Origin of the sequence: Streptacidiphilus albus JL83 (genome assembly GCF_000744705.1) — a bacterium.
GTDB lineage: Bacteria > Actinomycetota > Actinomycetes > Streptomycetales > Streptomycetaceae > Streptacidiphilus > Streptacidiphilus albus.
Genome location: NZ_JQML01000001.1, coordinates 8,653,982 through 8,677,685, shown reverse-complemented (window position 1 = coordinate 8,677,685; position 23,704 = coordinate 8,653,982). Strand labels below are relative to the sequence as shown.

The 23,704-nt window shown below is 73.0% G+C and carries 22 protein-coding genes; 13 read left to right on the top strand and 9 right to left on the bottom strand.

Annotated features, from left to right (window positions below):
• Positions 1–2: 2 nt before the first annotated feature.
• The 3 genes from BS75_RS37740 to BS75_RS37730 form a co-directional block, all read right to left on the bottom strand.
• Positions 3–953, bottom strand: a complete 951-nt coding sequence (locus BS75_RS37740; RefSeq protein ID WP_034091445.1) for a TIGR01777 family oxidoreductase — start codon at positions 951–953, stop codon at positions 3–5.
• A 66-nt stretch (positions 954–1,019) separates the two neighbouring features.
• A complete protein-coding gene (locus BS75_RS37735) occupies positions 1,020–2,051 on the bottom strand; it encodes a HEAT repeat domain-containing protein (RefSeq protein ID WP_034091444.1) in 1,032 nt (343 codons plus the stop codon).
• A 51-nt stretch (positions 2,052–2,102) separates the two neighbouring features.
• Positions 2,103–3,884: a cholesterol oxidase substrate-binding domain-containing protein gene (locus BS75_RS37730; protein WP_081983016.1), complete on the bottom strand. Its 1,782-nt coding sequence runs from the start codon at positions 3,882–3,884 to the stop codon at positions 2,103–2,105.
• A 290-nt stretch (positions 3,885–4,174) separates the two neighbouring features.
• On the opposite strand from BS75_RS37730, the gene BS75_RS37725 reads away from it, so the two are divergent.
• The gene (locus BS75_RS37725; protein WP_197091998.1) at positions 4,175–7,003 is read left to right on the top strand and encodes a glycoside hydrolase family 3 C-terminal domain-containing protein; all 2,829 of its coding nucleotides are present in this window, start codon (positions 4,175–4,177) and stop codon (positions 7,001–7,003) included.
• 82 nt (positions 7,004–7,085) lie between these two features.
• Here BS75_RS37725 and BS75_RS45235 read toward each other — a convergent pair whose 3' ends face one another.
• Positions 7,086–7,586 (bottom strand): hypothetical protein, encoded by a 501-nt coding sequence (locus BS75_RS45235; protein ID WP_052070197.1) that lies wholly within the window; start codon positions 7,584–7,586, stop codon positions 7,086–7,088.
• 318 nt (positions 7,587–7,904) lie between these two features.
• On the opposite strand from BS75_RS45235, the gene BS75_RS37715 reads away from it, so the two are divergent.
• Positions 7,905–8,432, top strand: coding sequence for a DUF4232 domain-containing protein (locus BS75_RS37715; protein ID WP_042440885.1), 528 nt, complete (start codon positions 7,905–7,907; stop codon positions 8,430–8,432).
• A 49-nt stretch (positions 8,433–8,481) separates the two neighbouring features.
• On the opposite strand, the gene BS75_RS45230 is transcribed toward BS75_RS37715, so the two are convergent.
• Positions 8,482–9,222, bottom strand: a complete 741-nt coding sequence (locus tag BS75_RS45230; RefSeq protein ID WP_160312340.1) for a GOLPH3/VPS74 family protein — start codon at positions 9,220–9,222, stop codon at positions 8,482–8,484.
• Between the two features lie 159 nt (positions 9,223–9,381).
• On the opposite strand from BS75_RS45230, the gene BS75_RS37700 reads away from it, so the two are divergent.
• On the top strand, positions 9,382–10,374 hold the full coding sequence (locus BS75_RS37700) for a hypothetical protein (protein ID WP_042440887.1): 993 nt from the start codon (positions 9,382–9,384) through the stop codon (positions 10,372–10,374).
• A 73-nt stretch (positions 10,375–10,447) separates the two neighbouring features.
• On the opposite strand, the gene BS75_RS37695 is transcribed toward BS75_RS37700, so the two are convergent.
• Positions 10,448–12,067 (bottom strand): purple acid phosphatase family protein, encoded by a 1,620-nt coding sequence (locus BS75_RS37695; protein WP_034091440.1) that lies wholly within the window; start codon positions 12,065–12,067, stop codon positions 10,448–10,450.
• Between the two features lie 239 nt (positions 12,068–12,306).
• Between BS75_RS37695 and BS75_RS37690 the strand changes: the two genes are divergently transcribed.
• Positions 12,307–12,972, top strand: a complete 666-nt coding sequence (locus BS75_RS37690) for a hypothetical protein (RefSeq protein WP_052070195.1) — start codon at positions 12,307–12,309, stop codon at positions 12,970–12,972.
• Between the two features lie 152 nt (positions 12,973–13,124).
• Here the strand turns inward: BS75_RS37690 and BS75_RS37685 are convergent, their stop codons facing one another.
• Both BS75_RS37685 and BS75_RS52355 read right to left on the bottom strand, forming a co-directional pair.
• Positions 13,125–13,784 (bottom strand): NADPH-dependent F420 reductase, encoded by a 660-nt coding sequence (locus BS75_RS37685; protein ID WP_034091439.1) that lies wholly within the window; start codon positions 13,782–13,784, stop codon positions 13,125–13,127.
• Between the two features lie 148 nt (positions 13,785–13,932).
• Positions 13,933–14,919, bottom strand: a complete 987-nt coding sequence (locus BS75_RS52355; protein WP_408022607.1) for an Ig-like domain-containing protein — start codon at positions 14,917–14,919, stop codon at positions 13,933–13,935.
• Between the two features lie 100 nt (positions 14,920–15,019).
• Here BS75_RS52355 and BS75_RS51040 point away from each other — a divergent pair, with 100 nt between their 5' ends.
• The 4 genes from BS75_RS51040 to BS75_RS37660 all read left to right on the top strand — a co-directional run bounded on the left by BS75_RS51040 (position 15,020) and on the right by BS75_RS37660 (position 17,545).
• On the top strand, positions 15,020–15,226 hold the full coding sequence (locus tag BS75_RS51040) for a hypothetical protein (RefSeq protein WP_034091437.1): 207 nt from the start codon (positions 15,020–15,022) through the stop codon (positions 15,224–15,226).
• A 499-nt stretch (positions 15,227–15,725) separates the two neighbouring features.
• The gene (locus tag BS75_RS37670) at positions 15,726–16,772 is read left to right on the top strand and encodes a chitinase (protein WP_063776588.1); all 1,047 of its coding nucleotides are present in this window, start codon (positions 15,726–15,728) and stop codon (positions 16,770–16,772) included.
• Between the two features lie 129 nt (positions 16,773–16,901).
• Positions 16,902–17,246 carry a hypothetical protein gene (locus BS75_RS37665; RefSeq protein ID WP_034091436.1) on the top strand — a complete coding sequence of 115 codons (345 nt, stop codon included), beginning with the start codon at positions 16,902–16,904 and terminating at the stop codon, positions 17,244–17,246.
• On the top strand, positions 17,243–17,545 hold the full coding sequence (locus BS75_RS37660) for an ArsR/SmtB family transcription factor (protein WP_081983014.1): 303 nt from the start codon (positions 17,243–17,245) through the stop codon (positions 17,543–17,545). Before BS75_RS37665 ends, BS75_RS37660 begins: the two co-directional genes overlap by 4 nt.
• A 105-nt stretch (positions 17,546–17,650) precedes the next feature.
• On the opposite strand, the gene BS75_RS37655 is transcribed toward BS75_RS37660, so the two are convergent.
• Complete coding sequence (locus BS75_RS37655) at positions 17,651–18,694, bottom strand: FAD-dependent oxidoreductase (RefSeq protein ID WP_034091435.1); 1,044 nt, start codon at positions 18,692–18,694, stop codon at positions 17,651–17,653.
• A gap of 105 nt (positions 18,695–18,799) precedes the next feature.
• On the opposite strand from BS75_RS37655, the gene BS75_RS37650 reads away from it, so the two are divergent.
• The 5 genes from BS75_RS37650 to BS75_RS37630 all read left to right on the top strand — a co-directional run bounded on the left by BS75_RS37650 (position 18,800) and on the right by BS75_RS37630 (position 23,701).
• Positions 18,800–19,390, top strand: a complete 591-nt coding sequence (locus tag BS75_RS37650) for a TetR/AcrR family transcriptional regulator (protein WP_034091434.1) — start codon at positions 18,800–18,802, stop codon at positions 19,388–19,390.
• 60 nt (positions 19,391–19,450) lie between these two features.
• The gene (locus BS75_RS37645) at positions 19,451–20,884 is read left to right on the top strand and encodes an FUSC family protein (RefSeq protein ID WP_034091433.1); all 1,434 of its coding nucleotides are present in this window, start codon (positions 19,451–19,453) and stop codon (positions 20,882–20,884) included.
• Positions 20,885–20,937: 53 nt separating this feature from the next.
• Positions 20,938–21,444, top strand: coding sequence for a MarR family winged helix-turn-helix transcriptional regulator (locus BS75_RS37640; protein WP_034091432.1), 507 nt, complete (start codon positions 20,938–20,940; stop codon positions 21,442–21,444).
• Positions 21,445–21,690: 246 nt separating this feature from the next.
• Positions 21,691–22,980 (top strand): MFS transporter, encoded by a 1,290-nt coding sequence (locus tag BS75_RS37635; RefSeq protein ID WP_081983013.1) that lies wholly within the window; start codon positions 21,691–21,693, stop codon positions 22,978–22,980.
• Between the two features lie 88 nt (positions 22,981–23,068).
• On the top strand, positions 23,069–23,701 hold the full coding sequence (locus BS75_RS37630) for a TlpA family protein disulfide reductase (protein ID WP_052070191.1): 633 nt from the start codon (positions 23,069–23,071) through the stop codon (positions 23,699–23,701).
• The last annotated feature ends 3 nt before the right edge of the window (positions 23,702–23,704 follow it).

The window sequence follows — 23,704 nt, the reverse complement described above, 5'->3', positions numbered from 1 at the left end:
CTTCAGCCCTCCGTCCGCCCCCGGGAGCGTGCCACCAGGTCCTCGACCGCCGGCCGCCAGCCGGTGTACCGGAAGGCGAAGCCCTCGTCCAGCAGTCGGCCCGGGACCACCCGGCGGCTCTTCAACAGCAGCTCGGTGTCGGAGCGCAGGGCGAAGGCGCCCAGCTCGGCCATCCAGGCGGTGGCCGGCAGGCCGACCGGGATCCCCCGGGCCGCACGCAGTTCGCGCATCAACGTCCGCTGCGGCAGCGGCTCGGGGGCCGCGAGGTTGACCGGTCCGGCGATGTCCTCCCGCTCGATCAGGAACTCCACGGCGCGGACGAAGTCCCGGTCGTGGATCCAGGACACGTACTGCCTGCCACCCGCGACCGGTCCGCCGAGGCCGAGCCGGGCCAGCCGTTGGAGGACGTCGAAGACCCCGCCGCGGTCGGGGCTCATCACCATCGCGGCCCGCAGCGCGACCCGGCGGGTGTCCGGGGTAGCGGCCTGCTGCTGCGCCCGCTCCCAGGCCCTGGCGATGTCCACGCTGTAGCCCCAGTAGCCGGGCACCCCCGGCTCGGCACCGCCGATCAACCCGGTGGCCTCGTCGTTGGCCGCGTCGAACCGGTGCGCGTAGACCGTGGCCGTGCTCATCTGCAGCCAGACCCGGGGCGGCCGGGCGGCAGCGGCGACGGCCTCGCCGACGATCTCGGCGGAGCGCACCCGGGAGTTCATCATCTCCGCCAGGTTCGCCTCGGTGTAGCGGCAGCTGACGCTGCGCCCGGCCAGGTTGACGACGGCGTCGCTACCGTCGATCTCGGCGAACCAGGCGCCCCGGCTCTCGCCGTCCCAGTGCACCTCGCCCGCGCGGCGGGGCGCTCTGGTGAGCACCACCACCTCATGTCCGGCGGCGGTCAGCGCCCGGTTCAGGATCGTGCCGACCTGACCGGTTCCTCCGGGTATGACGATCTTCATCAGGCTCCCCCTTGTTCTCGGCGGAGCCTAACCCATGAAGTTGAACATGTTCAAAAGAGAGCGGACTCAGCTCCCCGCCGCGTCGGAGGCCACCAGTTCGACCGCGCGCCGGGAATCGCCGTCCGCCCGGGCCAGCAGCGACCCGACGTCGTAGCGCAGCACCTCGGCACCGCCGCCGACCGTCAGCACGATGCCGGGGTCGAAGCGCGGCATGTGGACGGCGGCGTCCAGCGCGGGACTGAGCCGGTGCAGCTCGGAGACCAGCGCCCAGGCCACCGCGTCCGCCTCGGCCCGCCGGACCGGATCGCAGGCGGCCATGGCCTCGGGCAGCCAGGAGTCCTCGCGCTCGTAGGCCGCCAAGGCAGGCAGCAGCTCGGGCACCCCCATGATCGTGGCCGCCGAGACGGTGAAGCTGTGCGTGCCCTCCGGGTCCGCGAGGAGTTCCACCAGCAGCGGGACGGCCCGCAGATCGTGCCGTCGGGCGAGGCCCGCCACCGCCTCCTCCCGCACCTCCGGAAAGGGGTCGGTGGTCCGCTCCATGAGCGCGGCCCGGATCGCGGAGCTGTCGACCTCGGCCTGGAACCCCAGGGTGAAGGTGGCCCAGTTGCGGACCTCGTCCTCCGGGTCGCTGCACAGGGTGAGCAGCGCGCGGATGTCCGGGCCGTCCGGCCGGCCGGTGAGCAGCCCGGGGAACGACCTGGCCACCTGTTCGCGCAGTTCGGCGTCGGGGTGTCCGGCCAGGGTGACCAGCACCGCGACGCCGCGCGGGTCGTAGGTCCGCTCGATCGCCGCGGCCAGGCGGTTGAGCACGTCGACGTCGGTCTCGCGCCCGGCGAGCGCGACCAGTCGCCCGGCGGTGTCGTCGCGCAGCCACTCGTTCTGGTCACTGGCGTCCCCGAGCAGCTCGCAGCCGACCGCGCGCTCGACCGGGTCGTCCGAGGCGATCAGCTCGACGCCGAGCGGCGCGGCGGCCGCCCCGTCCTTGGCCGCCTGCCACAGCAGCGCCCCGCACTCCCCCCGGTCCTCCGTCTCGACGGCGGCGCGCGCCAGCGCCAGTGCCTCTGCTACCAGTTCCGGGGCCGTGCGGGTGTCGTCCATCCGCGCAGTCTGGCGGAACCGGCGGGGTCACTGCTCAGAATTTCCCGCCGCTCAGCCGAAGACCCGGTTCAGGAAGTCGCTGCTGAAGACGCCGGCCGGGTCCAGTGCGGCGAAGGTCGCCATGGCGGCGGCCCAGCCGTCGCCGGCGGCCTGGCCCTCGGTGTAGGAGGCGGGGATGTCGGTGCCGATCACGGCCGTGTCGGTCCAGGCTCCGGCCGGGGTGTTGGCCCACTCCTTCGACCACTCGGCGTGCACCGCGCCGTAGTCCCCGGTGTAGGTCGCCCGGATCCAGGCCTCCATCTCGCCGGTGAAGGTGTGCGCGTCCGGGGTGATCGGGACGGTGGTCATGTCGAACCAGACGGCGGTGTCCCACTCCGGGTGGTCGGGGCGGGTCCGCAGCGGCGAGAGCTGGGCCCCGAGCGCTCCGGGCACCTCGCAGTCGGCGGCGTCGTCCAGGCCGGTGACCCGGATCTCCAGCGGACCGTTCATCGGGTAGAGGCCCTGCGCCTGGTAGGCGGCCAGCTGCGCCTGGTACTGGGCGAAGAACTCGCTGACGACCTGCTGCACATTGGCCCGGCTGGTGACCACGTTCCAGCAGGTCGAGGTGATCCGCAGGGTGGTCGGCCGGACGTAGACCAGCATGTCGCTGGACCAGCCCCACAGGTCCCAGCTGTCGGTGGCGATCAGCCCGGCGCTGATGGCGTCCATCTGCGCGGCGGTGAAGGTCGGGGTGATCGAGGTGTCCCCGGCCACGATCTCGGACAGCAGGTTGGAGACGCTCTGCGGGACGATGTCGTTGAAGGGGTAGTTGTAGGGGCTGTTGACGGCCCGGCTGGTCCACGGCTGCTTCGGGGTGGGGGTGAACACCCGCAGCCAGGGCGAGGTGGTGAACGGGAACCAGATGCTCACCACCCGCCCGGAGGAGGCGACATAGCCGGCCAGCGACTGGGAGCCGGCGGTCGCGGGCGGGGCGTAGAGGTCGGCCGCGCTGACGTCGAACCAGCTCTGGCAGCGCAGCCGCTGGTCGGCGCCGACCCGCAGGGTGACCTCGGTGACGAAGACCCGGCCGACATTGGTGATCAGCGCCTGGATCTCCGGGTCGGTGCGCTGGAAGGTGCGCAGCACGTAGCCGGAGCTGCCGGCGTCCCAGACCACAGCGGTCAGGCTGGTGACCAGGTTGCCCAGGGAGCCGTAGGTGTGGCCGGACGGCGGCGTCTCGCCGACGGCGGGGACGCCGGTGCCGCGCCCGCCGGTGGCCAGGACGCCGCCGAGGGTGGCGTAGCCCATCACCGGGAAGGCGGTGAGCCCGTAGCCTGCGCTCTTCAGGGTGGCCAGGAAGGAGTCCATGGTGACCCCCGGCTGCGCGGTGACCGAGGCCGGGGAGCCCGCGTTGACGGTGACGGCGGTGAGGCTGGTGGCGCAGTCGACCAGCACCACATTGGTGGGCGTGGTGGCGTCTGTCACCACCGGCGACCAGCTGTAGGCCCCGCCGAGCGGGCGCAGCGTCCAGCCCTGGGCGTGGGCCCAGTTGGCGAGGGTGACCACGTCGGCGGCCGTGGCCGGGGCGCAGGTCCACAGGCCGTCGACGGTCACCTCCTCGGACCAGTTCTGGAAGGTCTGCTGGTAGAGGCTGATCCCGGCCGGGAAGTCCGGCGGCGCGGCGAGGGTGGAGGCCGCGTGGGCGGCGGGGATCCGGCCGAGCGGGGTCCACTGGAGCGCGCTCAGCGCGACCGCTCCGGCGGCGGTGCCGAGCAGCGCCCGGCGGGTCAGCGGCCGGGAGAGCGGCGCGTCCTGACCCGGGTCCTGGCACTGGTCGTTGTCGGTCCTGGCCATCGGTCGAGTCCTCCATCGCCGCCGGAAGTATTTCTGACGCATCGTCAGACATGAACCTGGATCCTTGCCCGAGAGAAGTCAAGCGGAGCGGCCGCATTCGGCACGGGCGGGCGCGGATCCCCGTCCATCAGCGGCGATCCGGGGGATCACACTTCAACAGGTGAACGCGGTTTGCGCCCCTCCCCTGCATTTTGTTCATGTTATTGACCAGGACACGCCAGGGCTGCAGAGTGCTGTAGCCCACTCCTGCACTTCCCGTACCACCCGATCGGAGAAGTCGCGTGCATCCCTTGATCCCCCGAACGCATCCCCTGCCCGGGCGCCGGGCAGGGCAGTTGGCGACGGTGCTGTCCGTCGGCCTGCTCGCCGCCGCCCTGGTGCCCGGCGCGGCCCGCGCCGCCGCGCCCGCCGCCGCACCCGCCGCCTCGGCCGCGACGGCCGGGCCCGCCTGCCCCTGGGTCGGCTCGACCGCTCCGGTCGCCACCCGGGTCGCCCAGCTGCTCGCCAGGATGTCCACCGCGCAGGAGGTCACCCTCCTCACCGGCGCGTCCGGCTCCAGCTACGTCGGCTTCACTCCGGCCATCGGCTCGCTCTGCATTCCCGCGATGAACCTGGAGGACGGCCCGGCCGGCGTCGGCGACGGGATGACCGGTGTCACCCAACTGCCCGCGCCGGTCGACGTCGCGGCGACCTGGGACACCGGCGCCGAGCAGGCCTACGGCCAGGCGATCGGCGCGGAGCAGGCGGCCAAGGGCACCACCGTCGATCTCGGCCCGACCATCAACATCGTCCGCGACCCGCGCTGGGGCCGGGCCTTCGAGTCGATCGGCGAGGACCCCTACCTCAACGGCGCCCTCGGCGCGGCCGACATCCGGGGCGTCCAGTCGACCGGGGTGATGGCCCAGGTCAAGCACTTCGCCGTGTACAACCAGGAGACCGACCGGAACACCAGCGCCGACGACGCCGTCGTCTCCACCAAGGCCATGCAGGAGATCTACCTGCCGGCCTTCCAGGACGCCGTCCAACAGGGCGCGGCCTCCTCGGTGATGTGCTCCTACAGCACGGTCAACGGCACCGCCGCCTGCCAGAACCCCTATCTGCTGTCCACGGTGCTGCGCCAGCAGTTCGGCTTCGGCGGGTTCGTCACCTCCGACTGGGGCGCCACCCACGCCACCGCCGCCTCCGCCAACGCCGGCCTCAACCAGGACATGCCGGGCAGCGACGGCTACTACGGCTCCGCGCTGCAGAGCGCGGTGGCCTCGGGCGCGGTGAGCCAGGCCACGCTCAACACCCTGACCTCGCAGCTGCTCACCGAGATGTTCGGCTTCGGCCTGTTCGACAAGGCCCCGACCGGTTCACCGGCCGAGACCGCCACCGACTCCGCCGACACCTCGGCCGCGCTCAACCTCGCCGAGGAGGGCACCGTCCTGCTGAAGGACAGCGGCAACGTGCTGCCGCTGTCCTCCTCCACCGGCTCCGTCGCGGTGATCGGCGCCGACGCGTCGAGCAGCCCGCTGACCGCCGGCGGCGGCAGCGCCGGGGTGAACTCCAGCGGCACGGTCACCCCGCTGCAGGGGATCACCGCCCGGGCCGGCAGCGGAACCACCGTCAACTACAACGACGGCTCCTCCGACAGCTCCGCCGCCTCGCTGGCCGCGTCCTCCTCGGTCGCGGTGGTCTTCGTCGGCAACGACGAGTCCGAGGGCAGCGACCTGAGCAGCATCGACCTGTCCGGCGCGGAGAACTCGCTGATCTCGGCGGTCGCCGCCGCCAACCCGAACACCGTGGTGGTGCTGAACACCGGCTCGGCGGTCACCATGCCCTGGCTCTCCTCGGTCAAGGGCGTCCTCGAAGCCTGGTACCCGGGCCAGGAGGACGGCACCGCCATCGCCTCGCTGCTCTACGGCAACACCGACCCCTCCGGCCACCTGACCGTCACCTTCCCGACCTCGCTGGCCCAGGTCCCGGCGAGCACCACCGCGCAGTGGCCCGGCACCAACGGCACCGTCCAGTACTCGGAGGGCGTGGACGTCGGCTACCGCTGGTACGACGCCAACAGCCTCACTCCCCTCTTCCCCTTCGGCTACGGCCTCTCCTACACCAGCTTCGCCTTCAGCAACCTGAAGGTCAGCGCCCTGCCGGCGGGCGGCGCGGCCACCGTCAGCGCCACCGTCACCAACACCGGCAGCCGGGCCGGCGCGGACGTCGCCCAGCTCTACGTCACCGACCCCGCCTCCTCCGGCGAGCCGCCCAAGCAGCTCCAGGGCTTCGCCCGGGTCAACCTCCAGCCCGGCGCCAGCCAGACGGTGAGCTTCCCGCTGACCCAGCGGAACCTCCAGTACTGGAACGCCACCGGCAACGCCTGGGCCACCAGCACCGGCAGCTACGGCATCTCCGTCGGCGACTCGGACGCCCACCTGCCGCTCACCGGCACGCTCGCGGTGACCGCCGCCCAGCTGGGCCAGCCGGTCACCGTCAGCTCCCCCGGGCCGCAGGAGGGCATCGCCGGCTCCGCCGTCTCGGTCCAGGTCAAGGCCACCGACACCACCTCGGGCCAGACCCCGTCCTTCAGCGCCACCGGCCTGCCGGCCGGGACCGCCATCTCCGCCTCCGGCGCCATCACCGGCACCCCGACCACGGCCGGTGCGAGCACGGTGACCGTGACCGCCGAGGACGCCGACGGCTCCCAGGCCGCCACCTCGTTCACCTGGGACGTCGCACCGAGCGGGTCCGGCCTGGTGACCGCGCCGCTGGTCGGCTACGAGGGCCTGTGCCTCGACCTGACCAGTGACAGCAACACCAACGGCACCAAGGTCGACGTCTACACCTGCAACGGCACCGACGGCCAGCAGTGGACCGAGGAGCCGAACAGCACCGTCCATGCGGACGGCGACTGCCTGGACGTCATCGGCGGGGGCACCGCCGACGGCACCCTGGTCGACCTCTACACCTGCAACGGCACCGGCGCCCAGGTCTGGCAGCCGCAGTCCGACGGCGCGCTCTACAACCCGCAGTCCGGCAAGTGCCTGGACGACACCGGCTGGTCCACCACCCCCGGTACCCAGGTCCAGATCTGGGACTGCACCGGCAACGCCAACCAGTCCTGGACCCTGGGCTGACGGCTCGTTCCGCTCCTTCCGCTCCAACCGCTCCATCCTGCGACGGGCCGGGCTGCGCACTCCCGCCCGGCCCGTCGGCCGGTCACTCGCCCTCCGGCTCCGGCCAGAACACCACGGCCTCGGCGGCCGCCGCACGCAGGGCGTCCCCGTCCAGCTCGACCCGGGCCTCCGGCAGCCCCTCGTCGAGCCAGGACCAGAAGAGGGTCACCGGACCGTCCTCGGGCAGGCCCCAGACCCAGAAGCCCTGGTCCCAGCGGTCCCACGACCCCCCTCCGTCCAGCGGGGAGACCACCGGCGGCCTCGGCCCCTCGGGGGTGCGCCACTCCACCGACCAGCCCTGCTGGGCGCGGGCCCGGCGGCCGTCCGGGAAGATCACGCCGAAGCGCAACTGCTCCTCGCTGTCGTGCTCCTGGGCGAAGGGGGGCTGCCAGTCGCAGGCGTCGCCACGGGCGATGTCGGCCGGCCGTACCTCGCGACGGACGTGCAGAGCGAACTCGAACCCCGTGGGGAAGACCCGCAGCCTGTCGGCGAAGACCACCAGCCACGGGGTGCGGACCAGGAAGACGGCGAACGGTAGGCTCACCGGTGAGACGTCGTCCGGCCACGACCACGGTGGTTGCTCGGGCCGTCCGGGCCGAGGCGGCGGTTCGGGACGCGCTGTCGGGCCGAAGGAATCCATGCTGGGAAGTTTGACATGTCATCAATTAGTGGTCATCCGATTTCGGCAAGCGATGATCGAACAGCGGCTCTGGGAGCCGGAACTGATTGACACTCATTCCGCGTCCCCAGAAGGTACGTACACCGGTGCGTGGTCGTCGGGGCCCCTGGGCACCGCCGTCGACCGCCGGTTCCACCTGGCACCTCCTGCCCCCCGGGCGGTGCCGCCGGAAAGGAAGACAGTATGAAGACACGTCTGAAGAAGGCCGCCGGCCTGAGCGCGGCCGCCGCCGCCCTGCTGGTCGCGGGCACGGCCGGCACCGCCGCTGCCGCGCCGGCCGCCCGCGCCCCGCAGCGCTGCCACACCACCGCCCTCGCGGCGAGCCTGCACTCGGACGACCAGGACGGCGTGGGCAACTTCGGCCAGGACCTGGCGCTCACCAACACCTCGCACCAGACCTGCACCGTCTACGGCTACCCCGGCCTCGGCCTGCAGAACTCCCGCCACGGCAACCTGGCCATCAAGATCGTCTGGGGCTCCACCTACTTCGCCGGCGACCCCCGCCCGCACACCGTCACCCTCAAGCCCGGCCAGTCGGCCTACGCCGACGTCGCCTGGCACGCCCCCTACGGCGTGAAGTCGGTGACCCCCTCGTTCCTGGAGGTCACCCCGCCGAACGAGACCACCCACCTGACCATCCGCTTCGCCCCCGGGGCGATCGACGACGACACCGTCACGGTCACCGCCCTGACGGCGCACCCGATCGGCTGACACCCCGTCCGTCGGCGGCCCGCCACTCCGCGAGCGCGCGGAGCCGCCGTCACTGGTGGTGCTGAGCACTCCAGTTGAGTTCGATCGCCCGCTGGACATCGGGGTCGAGGCCCGAGCCCCCGCGCCCGGGCCTCGGCAGCCCCCGCACCCGCCCGGCGGTCGCCCGCAGCGCCGCGAGCTCGGCTTCCCCGGTGGTGACCGGTTCGACCGTCCCGGAGCCGGTCGAGCCGGGCTGCGGTTCGCCGTCGGAGCCCGTGCCGACCAATGTCGCGGTGAGCCGTGCCAGGCGGTCGCGCTCCGCGCCCGGGGCCAGCCCGGCAAGCTGGACCAGCGCCGCGAAGATCCGGTCCCCCGGATCGCCCGCCGTATCGAGGGCAGCCGACCTGACGCGGTCGACGAGGTCGGCCCGGTCACTGCCGGACGCCAGCCGCCACTGCTGGACCGGGAACACGCCCAACCGACGGGACCGCCGACGCTCGACCGAGCCCTCCGCCTGCAGCCGCTCCAGATAGCGGGCACCGAGGGCGAACGCCCGGCGCGCCAACCAGACGTGCACCCACTGCGGCTCCACCGAGGCCGCGAGCGTCGCGAACCCGAACTCCAGTTGCGGGTCCGGGCTGGGCGTCCGGTCGACGACGGTCGCCCGGCCCCGGTCGACGGCCACCCGGCCCAGCCGGACCAGGGAGACCAGTTCCGCACCTGCCAGCGTGTTGTCCAGTCGCGCACCGCCGGACAGGCCCGCCGACCGCTCGTCGAATGCCAGCAGTGCCAAGTCCCGGGCAAGGTTCACAGCCACACGGTAGTCGACCGCGGCAGGGGCCTCCACGGCTGCGCCGAATCCCGCGCGTCCGCCCGGCGAACGCGGCGGGGTTGGCCTGTACGGGTCGGGCCGGTGGGGTGGGGCCGCGTCCCTCCGGGGTCTGCGGGGTGGGGCGCGCAGACTGGGGGGATGGAGTTCCTCGGCAGGCGGGCAGTGGTGGCGGGTGCGGCGGCGGGTGTGCTGGGCGCGCTCGCCGGATGCGGGTCGGGGCGCGGGTCGGGAGGCGCGGGGTCGCCCTCGGCAGCCGCGTCGTCCGCGTCGGCGTCGGCCGCGTCGGCTTCGGCCGCCGCGCTGCCTGCGGCCACGGCGTGGGCACCGAGCAGCAATGACATCGACCCGCTGGTGAAGCTGCGGGCGGTGCAGCTGATCGAGGCGCTGGGGAGCTGGTCCACCGGGCAGCAGGGCCTGGCGGCCGCGCGGGGCCGGGTGGCCGCGCTGGGGCTCGATCCGGCGCTGGCCGCGCAGGCCGGGCCGCTGCTGAGCAGCGCGCCGCGCGCGGTGGTACAGGTGGCCGAGGCGCAGTACGGGGGCATCCTGAGCAGCACCGCCAGCGTGCTGGTGGTGTGCAGGCAGTGGACCCAGGACGCGGCCGGCACGGTGGTCCCCGGCGGGACGACGGTCGATGTCCGGCTGTCGCAGGCCGATCCGCGCTGGACGGTCACCGCCCTGCATCCGGCGGAGCCGGGCGCAGCTGCGGCCGCCCTGCCCGCCGCCGCCCGGCAGGTGCTGGCCTCGCCGGAGATCACGCTGCCGCCGGCGGCGGAGGCCGACATCCGCAGCGGGAACGTCCACACCAGCGCGCTGGACGCGCTGCTGACGCTGGCCCGGAGCTACCGGCTGCAGCTGAGCGTGGTGCGCTCGGGCCATCCGATCGACGTGTTCGGCACCGACCGTCCCAGCGACCACCCCAGGGGCCGGGCCTTCGACGTCTGGAGCGTCGACGGCCACGACGTCGTGGACCCGGCGACCTCACGCCCGCTGGTCGAGGGTCTGATGCGGGCCGCCGCTGCGGCCGGCTCCTACAACGTGGGCGGCCCCTGGCAGTTGAGCGGTGGCGCGCCGGACCAGTTCTTCACCGATGCCACCCACCACGACCATGTCCACGTGGGCTTCGATTTCTGACGGTTCTTCAATGCCGAGTGGGTCGGCGGACGCCGCGCCGGGACGGCGTCCGCCGGGCCCTGCTGTCGTACCGTCAGCTGGAGCGGACGATCGTCAGCCGGTCGATCTCGGTGCCGTACTCGTTGACGCCGCGCAGCACCAGCTTCGGGGCCTGGCCATGGCGGCCGGGCTCGCTGTCCACGCTGAGCAGGGCGTAGCCGGTGTAGCGGACCCGCGACCAGTCCACGGTCTCCGGGGTCTTGCCGCCGGAGGAGTTGCGGACCCAGGTGGTGACCGAGGCGAGGTTGTCCACGTCGCCCTCGTAGCTGTCCGTCGCCGGGAACTGGTACAGGCTCTCGCCCGAGCTGCCGGCGACCACGTAGGTGGTGCCGTCGCGCGGGGTGTCGACCGTGGCGCCGATCGGCGCGGCCGTGGTGACCTTGCCCGCGCGCAGCGGGTCGGTGCGCTCGTAGACGTGGTTGTGGCCGTTGATGACCAGGTCGACCGAGTACTGGTCGAAGAGCGGCGTCCAGTACTGGCGGACACCGCCGTCGGAGGCGTGCTGGTCGGTGGTGGAGTAGGCGCACTCGTGGAAGTAGACGACGATGAAGTCGATCTTCTTGTTCGCGCGGAACGCGGCGAGCTGCCGGGTCAGCCACTTGGTCTGCGCGCCGCCGCTGTAGCCGAAGTTGGCCGGGAACTCGTAGGAGACGTCGTTGGCGTCGAGAGCCAGGAAGGCGACGTTGCCGTAGGTGAAGGAGTAGTAGGCCTGGTTCTGCACCGGCTGGGCGAAGCGCTGGAAGAAGCCGCCGTAGCCGTCGGGCGAGTACCAGGGCTCCATCTCGTGGTTGCCGACGACGGCCTGCCAGGGGATGGAGCCGGCGAACAGCTCGTTCTGGGCCAGGAACTGGTCCCAGACCCGGGGGTCGTAGCTGTCGGTGATCAGGCCGTCCCCGCTGCCGTTGGCGTAGGACAGGTCGCCGGCGTGGAGGTGGAAGGCCGGGTTCTCGGCCCGGATCAGGTTGGCCAGGGCCACGGCGTCGTAGCTGACGCCCTGGTCGCCGAAGGCGGTGAAGGTGAAGTCGGTCCGCGCGGTGGTCGCGGTGGTGACGGCACGGGCCGAGTCGAGGTGCGGGTGGGCAGCGGGGTCCCAGCCGTCGTGGCCGACGACGTAGTAGTAGGTCCGGCCGGGCAGCAGGTGCTCGGCGTGGGCCTGGACGTAGTACTGCTCGACCGTGGTCGGCTTCACCAGCGGCACCGAGTCGACGGCAGTGACGTCGGCGAAGGGCGTGGTGAGCACGGACAGCGACGCCGGGATCTTCTCGCCCAGGTCCAGCGGCGAGTGGCCAATCCGGACGAAGGGGTTGTCCACCGGCGCCGTCACCTGCCAGGTGACGGACAGCGAGGTCGCCGGGTCGGCGCCGTAGGCGACGTGGCGACCGAAGGGGACGACGGAGGAACCGGCCGGGCGCTCGGCCCGGGCCAGCAGCGAGGCCCCGGCGGGAGCGGTCCCGCCGGTGGCCGCGCTCGGGGCCTGGGTTCCGGCCGCCAGGGCCGGGACCGCCAGCAGAGTGGGGCCTGCGGCAACGGCCGCCGCACCCACCAGACCGCCGCGCAGCATGGAACGGCGGGAGGTCGCGCTCCGGTACCAGTCGTGCTGCTCCGCCATGGTCAGGCGTGCCGCCTGCTCCGGCGTCATCTTGGAGGTAGTCATGGGCCGGATGCTAGAAGTGGCCCATGGCGGCACGACACTACGCCCGTGAACGCAGGGCGACGGTAGGATGACTGCGGAATACCGCTGACTCGGCATCATATCTGTTTCAGAGCATGTCTGTTGAAGACGGATCTGCGAGCCGGTGGCAGCGGGCACCACCGGCGCACTGGAGCCGGCACCACCATGATCGGGCAGCTGCTGCTACTGACGTCGCGGGCCGCGCTCAGCAGGATTGCCCCATGACACCGACCTCCGCATCAGACCGACCGTCCACCGCCCGTACCAGGTTCACCGCCACCGCGCTGATCTCCGCACCGGTGCTCACCGCCGGCTACGGGATCATCCGGCTCAACGACGGGCAGCGCGGCCCGGGCCCCGGCTGGACCAGTGGCCACCTGCTCTTCGACATCGGCGTACTGGGCTACGCCCTGATCCTGGTCGAGCTGCGGCGCTCCTCCCGCCGCCGGATCGCAGCCTCACTGTTCACGGCCGTCGGCCTGCTCGGCGCGCTCTGCGTCCTCGCGCAGATCACCATCGACCTCTGGGTGGGCGCGGTCTCCGCCGACCGCGCGGCCATGGACCTCCACTACGGCAGCATCCAGAGCAGCGCGCTGGTGAACGCGGCCGTCTACGGCACCGGTCCACTGCTGTTCTACGTCGGCCTGCTCGCCCTCTCGCTGCTCGCCGCCGCGCAGGCCCGTCCGCGCCTCTCCTGGCGGGTGCCGGTGGCCGTGCTCGCGGGCACGGTGCTCGCTGCGGCCTCGCTCAACCTGCTGCCGGTGGCCGCGCTCTGCTACGGCCTCGCGTTCGTCCCGGAGGGCGTGCGGCTGCTGCGCACCGGACGGCCGCAGGGGGCGACGCTGCCGGACCCGGCACCGAGGCCCACCGTTGCGGTGCAGGGCTGACGACGGCGCGGGCGCGGTTCGGGCCGGCCACTACTGCTGACTGTGCGCGACCCGGGCGCGGCGGAGCGGACGCCGACCGCCCCGGGGCGGCCGACGTCCTTCGTCCGGACTGCTCCTGACCGTTCGTCAGGACCGACGGAACCTCCTGGCGGTCAGGCCCGGAAGTCGGCCGGACGCTCCGGGCTCGCCTCGGCCAGCGCCTTGCGGATCGCCTCCACGTCTGCGGCCAGCCCGTACACGGGGGTGCCGGGCTGCTGGCGCCAGGACTCGTCGATTCGGCCGGCGTCGACGGTGTCGAAGCCCAGCTCGTCGATCAGGTCCCGGACGATCCGCTTGCCGGCCTCGTCGTCGCCGGCCACCGGCAGTGCCACCCGGCCCGGCGTACCGGCCGGCTGCGGCTTGTCCAGGATGTCCTGCGCATAGGTGCCGTTGAAGGCCTTGACCACGGGGTGCCCGAGGTGCTGCTGGGTCCAGCCGCTCTCGGTCTGGCCCTCCTCGATCGCGGCGATCCGCCCGTCGCGCTGCTGCGGGTAGTAGTTACCGGTGTCGATCACCGCGAATCCCTCGGCCGCCTCGGCGAAGAGGTCGTCCGGAAGGTCGGGGACGTTCTTCAGCGGGATCGTGACGACCACGATCTCCGCCCCGCGGGCCGCCTCGGTCGCGGTCACCGCCGTGGCCCCGGTCTCCGCCACCAGGTCGCTCAGGGTCTCCGGGCCGCGTGAGTTGGCGACAGCCACCTGGTGCCCGAGCGCGGTGAGCCGTCGGGTGAGGTTGCCGCCGATGTGTCCTGCGCCGATGATGCCGATCTGCATGGAGTCCGGTCCTTCCTCGTTCGGTGCGAGGGACGTTCACGATCTGCCCCACGCCGTCAGCTCGGTCAACCCCGGTGGCCCTCAGGTCATTCCGCCGATTCGCGGGCATTTTCCAGCGAGCGCGCCCGCAGCGCCCGGCCTGCTGCGCCTACGATCCGATACCGCTCCGGCAACGGCTCGACGGCCTCCGTTCGGACCAGCCGATCCGGTCCGGCCCACCATCGTTCAGCAGTTCGCGGACAGCGGATCGACCCCGACCGGTGTCCGGTTCAGCCGATCGCGCGACGGGGGTCGGGCCGTCGCCACGGCGGCACGCCGAGCGCGGAGGCGCCGCCCGGAAGGTTGATCGGCGCGGTATGGATGCCGGACGACGCGGGCGCCGGCATCGGGCGGGCAACGGAGGCGGCAGCGGCGGGGAGCGCACCGGCGGGCTGTGGAGCGACCGCCACCGGAGCGACCGCCGCGCTGCTCGGCCTGACGACCGGCACGGGCGCGGGCGCGGGACGGGCGCCGATCGGGGCCGGTGCGGGCGCGGGCGCGATCGGCGCGGGGACGGGCGGCGCGGGCGCGATCGGCGCGGGCGGCGCGGGGACGGGCGCGATCGGCGCGGGGACGGGCGGATGCGCGGGGGTGCGGGGGCAGGCACGGTCACCGGGAGGACCAGGGAGGGCGCCGGTGTCGGGGTGCTGGGGAGCGGAACGGGGGCCGGAGGCGCCGGCGCAGTCACCGGCGCGGGCGCCGCCACCGGCACCGGCATTGGCGCCGCCACCGGCACCGGCATTGGCGCCGCCACCGGCACCGGCACCGGCACCGGCACCGGCATTGGCGCCGCCACCGGCACCGGCACCGGCACCGGCACCGGCATTGGCACCGCTACCGGCGCGGGGGCCGGCTCCGGGGACGGCGCGGCCGTCGCGGCGTCGGTCGTCACATGGAACGCGGCGGGACGGGAGACCGATCCCTCAGGTCCCGCGTCCGTGGGCGTGTAGCGGGCGAGGACCACGTGGGTGCCGGCCGCGAGACCGGCCGACGCGAGCTCCGCCCTGCCGTTCAGGACCGGGGCCGGTGCGCCGTAGGCACTGCCGTCGACGACGAACTGGACCGTGCCCGGCGTCTGCCGCCAGGCGCTGTCCACGGTCGCCGTGAACTGTCCGGCCGCTCCGAGCCCCGCGTCCCCGCCGGTCACCGTGGTCGTGCTGGGGACGCGGACGGCGGTGACGGTGGCCGTGGCGTAGATGTCGATGGACTGGCAGCCGCTGCCCGCCGCGCTGGAGTACTCGAACGTCGCGTTGTCGCCCGCGTCGAACTGCCCGCGCGGGGCGACCACGCTGGGGAACTGCTCGCGCACGCTCCGGGCCACCACCGGAAAGTACTTGTCACAGGCCTCGTTGGACGTACTGACCCGCCATGTGACGCCCTCGACCAGCATCGGGTGCTGCTGACGGCTGGTGAGCCGGTACCGCACGTAGAACCTGTCCCCCGGCAGCAGCCCGGTGGTGATCGGCTGGTCGGTCCCCGGGCTGACCAGCGCGGTCGCGTCCGCCTGGGGGTCCGCGTCGGTCGCGTCGGACGTCGGCCCCTGGACCAGGGCACAGGCAGCGAGAGCCACGACCGCACCGCACCGCACCATCCGCACACTCGGCATCCGAGGATCTCCTTCATGGTCGGGGACAGGGAGAGCCTACGTCGCAAATATGATGATTCGTCCGCCCTGACACGCCGAGGGCCGCACGAACCACCCCACCGGGCGACAGCTCGCCTTGACATGTCGTCAGCGCCGCCCTGCCCGGCCCTCGCCACCCCTTGACGCCCCCGGGTGGCAGCCCTAGAGTCGCGGCCACGTTAGTAACCTTTCCTAATTATCTGGCTGGTTGAGGGCGGCTCCCCGGCCTCCCGGCCGCCTGGAGGACCGTTGATCAACGTTCGTACGGTCGGCACGGCGTGCGCGGCAGCCGCGCTGATCGCCACCGGTTTCGCGGCCCCGCCTCCGCAGCGCCGGCCGCCGCCCGGGGCGGGAGCCACGGGCAGCACCAAGGCCGGGCTCCCCGCCCCCTGCCCGCGCACATCTTCGCCCCCTACTTCGAGGACAACACCGCCAACGGCCCGGCCGCCCTGTCCGCCGCCTCCGGCGACAAGTACCTCACCCTTTCGTTCATCCAGACCCCGGCGGCCGGCTCCTGCGACCTCGACTGGAACGGCAACGCCTCCATGCCGATCGCCTGGTCGACCTTCGGGGCGGACATCGCGAAGATCCGCGCGCGGGGCGGCGACGTGGTCCCCTCCTTCGGCGGCTACAACGCCGACCACGCCGGGGAGGAGATCGCCGACAGCTGCACCGACGTCGCCAGGATCGCCGCCGACTACGAGCAGGTCATCACCACCTACGGCGTCAGCCGGCTCGACTTCGACGTCGAGGACAACTCGGAGACCGACCCGGCCGGGATCAACCGCCGGAACGAGGCCATCCACCTGGTCGAGCAGTGGGCCGCGCGGCAGCACCGGACGGTGCAGTTCGTCTACACCCTCAGCACCAACATGACCGGCCTGGACGCCCCGCAGGGCGTCGGCGTGCTGCAGAACGCGGTGGCCGACCACGCCCGGATCGACATCGTCAACATCATGACCTTCGACTACTACGACGGCCTGCCGCACGAGATGGGCAAGGACACCGTGACGGCGTCCGAGGCCGTCCTCGGCCAACTGCACTCGGTCTACCCGCACAAGTCGCAGGCGCAGCTCTGGCAGATGCTCGGCGTCACCGAGATGATCGGCGTCGACGACTACGGCCCGCCGGAGGTGCTCACCCCCGCCGACGCGCTCTTCGTGGAGAAGTGGGCCGCCCGGCAGGGCATCGCCGAACTCTCCTTCTGGGCGCTGGAGCGGGACAACGGCGGCTGCGTCGGCACGGCCGGGAGCTTCACCTGCTCCGGCGTCGCGCAGAGCGACTGGCAGTTCAGCCACGACTTCGAGCCGTTCGACCGGCGCTGAGCGTCCTCGGCGCTCCGCCCCACCACCGATCGAAGGGCCCGACCGCACCGCGGTCGGGCCCTTCGTCGTTCCGGGAGCGGCGGGCGGAAGCGCTTGTGAATATCAGCAGACTCGCTTAATCTAAGCAACATGGCTGATGAAAATGACAAGCGCGAGACCGTCCTCGGCACCTACTTCGTGCGCCCGGGGGCCGAGGCGGAGTTCGAGCAGGTGCTGGCCAGGAACTGGTCCACGCTGAACGCACTGGGATTCGTCACGGACGACCGCCCCCTGGTCCTCCGCAGCGTCTCCGAGCCTCCGGTGTACGTGGAGGTCCTCACCTGGGAGCCGGGCGGGGTGGACCCGGCGCACGTGCACCCCGACGTCATCCCGGTCTGGGAGGCCATCAAGCGCCTGGTCGAACCCCGGGACGTGCCGACCGACCCGGTCGGGATCACCTTCCCGGCCTACCGTCCGGTCACCCTCGACCAGTGACCGACAAGCCGATGCGCGGCCTGGTCGAGCTGGAGGAACTCGACCGGGTCTTCAGCGCACTCGCCCATCGGACCCGCCGGGCGATCCTGTTGGTGCTCCACACCAACGGCGGCGCGATGACCTCGGGCGCCATCGCCAACCTGTTCACCAACACCTGGCAGACCACCAGCCGACACCTCCGCCTCCTCGAAGAGGCCGGGCTGATCGAGGTCAAGCTGCAGGGACGCGAACGCGTCTACCAGTTGCGGGCCGACCGGTTGGACGGCCTCGTCAGCGGCTGGCTCCAGCGCTTCAACTGAGCCCGAGGGACCCCGCCCCGTGCCGGCCGAGCAGGTTCCGAGCTCGGCTGGCACGCGGGCGGGCCCCGCCGTGGCGGGGGGCAGAGCGCAGCCGCCGACCGTCGGTCAGCTCGGCAGCAGCCGGAGCACGGAGTTGCGGAGCCCGGTGTGCTCGCTCGACATGAAGCGGTGCAGGTTGCGGGAGCCGAAGGCGACCCGCTGGGCGCTGCGCCGGCGCTCCGCGTCGTAGGCGCGGAGGGCGGCCGGCAGCTGGTCGGGGCCGTGTTCGGCGACGGTCCGGCTCAGGGCTTCCGCGTCCAGGATCGCCGTGCACGCGCCCTGTCCCAGATTGGGGGTCATGGCGTGCGCCGCGTCGCCGACCAGCGCGACCTTTCCGCCGTGGACGAAGGTCGGCAGCGCGGGGAACAGGTGCCGCATCTCGTAGCGGATCCAGGTGGCGGGATCCGTCCCGGCGAGGATCCGGGGCACGGGCTCGTGCCAGCCCTCGAAGTGTCCGCGCAGCTGCGCGGCGCCGGTGGCCTCGGGCACCACGGCGTACCAGTTGGTGCGGCCCGGCTCGACCGGGGTGGTGCCGAAGAACCGGCCCCTGCCCCAGGTCTCGCCGTACACGCCGGTCTCGAAGTCCGCGATGCCGACCCAGGCGACCGTCCCCACCCGCCGTGGGGCGCTGCGCGGACCGAAGCACGCGGCCCGCACCGCACTGCGGATGCCGTCGGCGCCGACCACCAGGTCGTGTCCGGCCACCAGTGCAGCCACGTCGCTCACGTTCTCCCCGAGTTCGAGCGACACGTCCCCGAAGCCCTCCAGCTGCGCGAGCATGGCGTCGATCAGATGGGGCCGGGAGACGAGGAGTTCGGGGCGGCCGTGCTTCCGCTCGATGCGCTCCAGCGGGAGCCTCGCCATCACCCGCCCCTCCGGGGTGCGAATCCGGGCGCTCCAGTACGGCACCGCCCGGCGCCGGAACGCCTCACCCACCGCCAGCCGGTCAAGGGCGTCCTGCGCGGTGGGGTGGATGCCGAAGGCGGTGCCGTACCGCTCCAGCTCCGCCCGGCGCTCCAGGACGGACACCTTCCATCCCGCACGGCGCAGCCCGATCGCCGTCGCCAGCCCGCCGACTCCCGCCCCGACCACAACCGCAGTACCGGTCATTGCGTCCCCCAGTCGTCCTGCCCCGTTGGCCATCGAACTACCACAGATGTGGTACCACGGTTGCGGTAGTGTGAGCAAGACCCCGAGGAACGAGGAGCACTGACGGTGAATCAGGACCGCCGGGACCTACTGCGCGACTCGGCCATCGAGGTGCTGGCCGACACGGGCGGACGCGGCCTGACGCACCGGGCCGTCGACGCGGCGGCAGGGGTGCCGCCGGGCACCGCGAAGAACTACTTCCCGACCCGGGACGCCCTGCTGCGCGCGGTGGCCGAGCGATGCGTGGAGCAGTACCGCGAGATCACGGCGCGGCTCACGGCCGCCGGTTCGGGCCCCACCGACCGCGAGGGCCTGGTGGCCATGCTCCGGGGGCTGCTGGCGAACGTCGCCGGGCCGGGCCGGGTACGGATGCTCGCCTATCTGGAGCTGCAGGCCGAGGCGGCCCGCAAGGCCTGGCTGTCGGCGATCCTCGACCAGATCGCCGCCGCCGACTTCACCGGCTTCGAGCTGGCCCAGCGCGCCGCCGGACTGCCCGTCACCCCGCAGCGGGCCGCCGCCGTCACCCTCGCCCTGCACGGCGCCGTCCTCAACCTCCTGGCCGACGGCACCAGCACCCTGACTGCGGCCGGCCTGGACGACCCCGACCGCTTCGTCCGCAACCTGCTGGACGCGGTCTACCCGGAGGACGCGGTGTGACCATGCCTGATCGTCCCGCGCTTTTCATTTACGAGTAAAACACTTGCTAAGCTTATCTCCATGGCGACCTCGACACCCCTGCTCCAGGAGACACCCCGACCCGTCCGGACCCGCCCCCTGCCGGTGCGCGGAGTGCTGCGCCCGCAGCGGGCGCTCGCGGGCTGGCACCGGCCCGCGCTGAGCATCCTGGTCGCCATGGGCGTGCCCAACCTGCTGCTGCTCGCCCTCGGCCGGCTCGACCTCGCCGCGTACACGGCCGCCGGCGCGATGTGCGCCCTGTACGCCCACCGACTGCCGCAGGAGGTCCGCGCCCGCACCCTCGGCTGGGTGGTGCTGGGGATGGCGGCGAGCACCGGGATCGCGCTCACCACCGCCGCCACCACCGACTCCACCGCCGTCCGGGTCGCGGTCGCCGCGCTGCTCGCGGCCGTGCAGAAGGTGGTCTGCGACGCCACCCGGGTCGGCCCGCCCGGAAGCGTGATCTTCACCTTCATCGCGGCGAGCTCCGCCTTCCTGCCGCAGCGACTCGTCGAGGTACCGGCCCACCTGGGCCTGCTGCTGCTGGCCGGTGCCTTCGCCTGGCTGGTCTGCATGGCGCCGCTGCTGCTCCGGGCGCGGACTCCGGCGCCCCGGACCGCGACCGCGCGGGCGACGGGCCCGCTCACCCCGTGCTTCGGCGCGCTGCGCGAGGCGCTGCGTCCCGGCTCGCCGCTGCTGCCGGTCGGGGCCCGGGTCGCCATCGGCTGCGCCCTGGCCGGCTGGGCCTCCATGGGCCTCGGGGTCGGCCGCCCCTACTGGGCGGTGGTCACCGCCGCCGCCGTCTTCCAGGCCAACACCACGCTGACCTGGAGTCGCGCCCTGCACCGGGTGCTCGGCAGCCTGGTCGGGCTCGTCCTGTTCGCCGCGCTGCTGCCGCTGACCCGCACCGGCGCGCTCGCCCTCGTCCTGGTCACCCTGCTGTTCCAGTTCGGGGCGGAGGCGACGATCACCCGGGGCTACTGGCTGGCCGCCGTCTGCGTCACCCAGATGTCGCTGCTGATGCCGCAGTTCGCCCATGCGCAGCCGGCCGGACGGCTGATCGCCGACCGGGCGCTGGACACCGGCGTCGGCGCGGCGGTCGGCCTGGCCTGCTGCTTCCTGATCACCAACCGGCGCGCGGCCGACCGCGCGGAGCGCGCCCTGGCCGCCGCGGTCGAGGTCGGCGCCCACGCCGCCAAGCTGCTGACGCCCGCGCCGACACCCGAAGCGGCGTCCGAAGCGGCGTCCGTCCTCCCGGCGCAGGCCCCGGCCGACGAGCTGCACCGGACCCGGCGAAAGCTGTCCGGCGCCCTGGCCGAGCTGCGCGAGGCCACCGACACCGCCGACGGCGAATGGTGGCAGCGCCCCCTCCCGGTCCGGCAGATCTCCGCCGCCGAGCAGCAGGGCCACCGGCTGCTGGCCGAGCTCCACCGGCACCTGGAGCGCGCGGACGAGCAGCCGCCCGTCGCGGCCTGACCGGCGGACGCCCGGCGACCACGTAGGATCGCAGCCGGACGTGAGGAGACGGCGTGGAAGACGTGGTGGCAGCGGTACTCCGCCAGTGGCAGCAGCTGCGACCCGATCTCGACACCGCCCCGATGGCGCTCATCGGCAGGCTCAACCGCTGCTCCGCGCTGCTCCAGCAGGCGGCGGACGCGCCGCTGATCGCGGCGGGGCTGACCCGGCCGGAGTTCGACATCCTCGGCACCCTGCGCCGGGTCGACCGCGACCTGACGCCGAGCCAGCTCGCCCGGGAGACCTTCGCCTCCGGCGCGGCGATCACCAAGCGGGTGCGGCTGCTCGCCGAACGGGGGCTGATCGAGCGCCGACCGGACGGCCGGGACCGCCGCGTCGTCCACCTCTCGCTCAGCGACGCCGGGCTGGAGCTGATCGACCGACTGCTGCCGGAACAGCTCGGCTACGAGGCGGCCCTCCTCTCCGGGGTCGACGCCAAACAGCAGGACGAGCTCTCGGAGGGGCTGAGCCGACTGCTGGTCGTCCTCGAAGGCCGCCTGGGCGGCCTGCTGCCCTACTGAGCGGCGGGCCGTCGGCCCAGCGGTCAGCGACCACCCGTCAGAAGTCCCGCGCCGCACCGCTCAGCCCGGGTGTCGGCTGCTGCTGCCGATCGGGGCGCGGAAACATGGGCGTTATAGAACGTAAGTACTATGTTGCCCATGCCGCCAGGCTGCCGGGCTGCCCGGCCCGGCGGGCGTGGCGTCCATGGGAGAGTCCCCTCCGCAGGGTCCGTCTGCTGCGCACCGACCCCACGGAACAGGACGGGAATGACCACCGGTCGACATCCACGAGCCGGCGCGGCACTGATGGCGCTGGCCGTCGGGGCCTTCGCGATCGGGACCGGCGAGTTCGCGGTGATGGGCATCCTGCCCGGCATCGCCACCAACCTCTCGGTCAGCATCCCGGCCGCCGGACATCTGATCTCCGCCTACGCCCTGGGCGTGGTCGTCGGCGCGCCGGTCCTGGTCGCGCTCTCGACCAGGCTGTCCCGGCGGACCACGCTGATCGTGCTGATGGGCGCGTTCGCCGTGGGCAACGGACTGTCGGCAGTGGCGCCCGGCTACCACTGGCTGCTGGCCGCCCGCTTCCTCGCCGGGCTGCCGCACGGCGCGTACTTCGGCGTGGGCGCGGTGGTGGCCGGCGGGCTGGTCGAGCCCTCCCGGCGCGCCCGGGCGACGGCGTCCATGTTCGCCGGACTCACCATCGCCAATGTGATCGGCGTACCGCTGTCCACCCTGGCCGGCCAGCACCTCGGCTGGCGGGTGGTCTTCGCCGGGGTCGGTGTCGTGGGGGCCGTCGCCTCGGTGTCGGTGCTGCTGGCCCTGCCCAGGGAGTCCCAGCAGGAGGCCGGACTCGACCTGCGCGCCGAACTGCGGGCGATAGGCCGACCGCAGGTCTGGCTCGCCCTCCTGGTCGCGACCCTCGGCGGAGCGACGCTGTTCACCACCTACAGCTACATCGTGCCGATGTTGACCCGGGTGACCGGCTTCGCCCCGGGCGGCGTCACCTGGCTGCTGGTGGTCTTCGGCCTCGGCATGACGGCCGGCAACTACCTCGGCGCCAGGCTCGCGGACCGGGTGCTGATGCCCTCGCTCTACACCTTCCTGGTGCTGGAGGGCGTCGTAGCGGCGGTCTTCCTGCTCACCCTGCACAACCGGATCGCCGCCGCCGTCACCCTGTTCGTCTTCGCCGCGACCACCTTCGCCCTGGTGCCGGTGCTGCAGACCCGGATCATCACCCAGGCCGACGGAGCGCCGAACATCGCCTCGGCCGCGATCCAGGCCGCCTTCAACGTGGCCAACGCGCTGGGCGCCTGGCTCGGTGGCCTGGTGATCGCGGCCGGCCTCGGCTATGCCGCGCCCAACGCGGTCGCCGCCGCCCTGGCCGGCTGCGGCCTGCTGGTCGCCGCCGCCGCCGGGCTGCTGGACCGTCGCGGAGGCGGCGGCGCAGGCCGCCCGACGCTCCCGGTCGCCGGTCACGTCCCGGCCCGCCGGGGGCGGGGGCAGTCGGCCGAGGCGGGCGGCGAACCCGGCCGGGTCGGCTGCGCCGAGCGCTGACGCGGAGACCCACTGCGAAGACCCACTGCGGAGACCCACTGTCCGCGAACGATCATCGTCGTGGCAGACTCCCGGCATGACTCGATCCGTGCACCTCCGTTCTACCCTCGCACACCCGCCCCGACCTGGTGGGACGGGCGTTCGGGCGGCGGTCGCGGTGGGGGCGCTGGCGCTCGGGCTGGTACTGAGCGGGTGCTCCGGCTCCTCCTCCGGCAACGCCGTCGTGGCCGTCGACCAACAGATCCCGGGCTTCGGCGAGGTCACCACCATGGCGGTCGGCCACCGTGGCGACCCGGTCGACCTGGTGGGCAAGGACCTCGACGGCAAGCCGCTCAGCCTGGCCTCCTACCGGGGCAAGGTCGTGGTGGTCAATGTCTGGAACTCCGGGTGCGCGCCGTGCCGGGCCGAGGCGGCCGGCTTCGAGGCGGTCTACCGGTCCGACCGGAGCCAGGGCGTGCAGTTCCTGGGCATCGACACCCGCGACCTCCAACTGCCACCCGCACAGCAGTTCGTGAAGGCAGAGGGGCTCACCTACCCGGACTTCTACGACCCGGGCGGCTCGGTGCTGCTGCAGTTCCCGGTCGGCAGCGTCGCCCCGCAGGCCACCCCCTCGACACTGGTGATCGACCGTCAGGGCCGGATAGCGGCACGGGTGCTGGACTCGATGACCCAGGCGGAGCTGGCACAGGTGGTCGCACCGGTGCTGGCCGAGAAGTCCTGACCT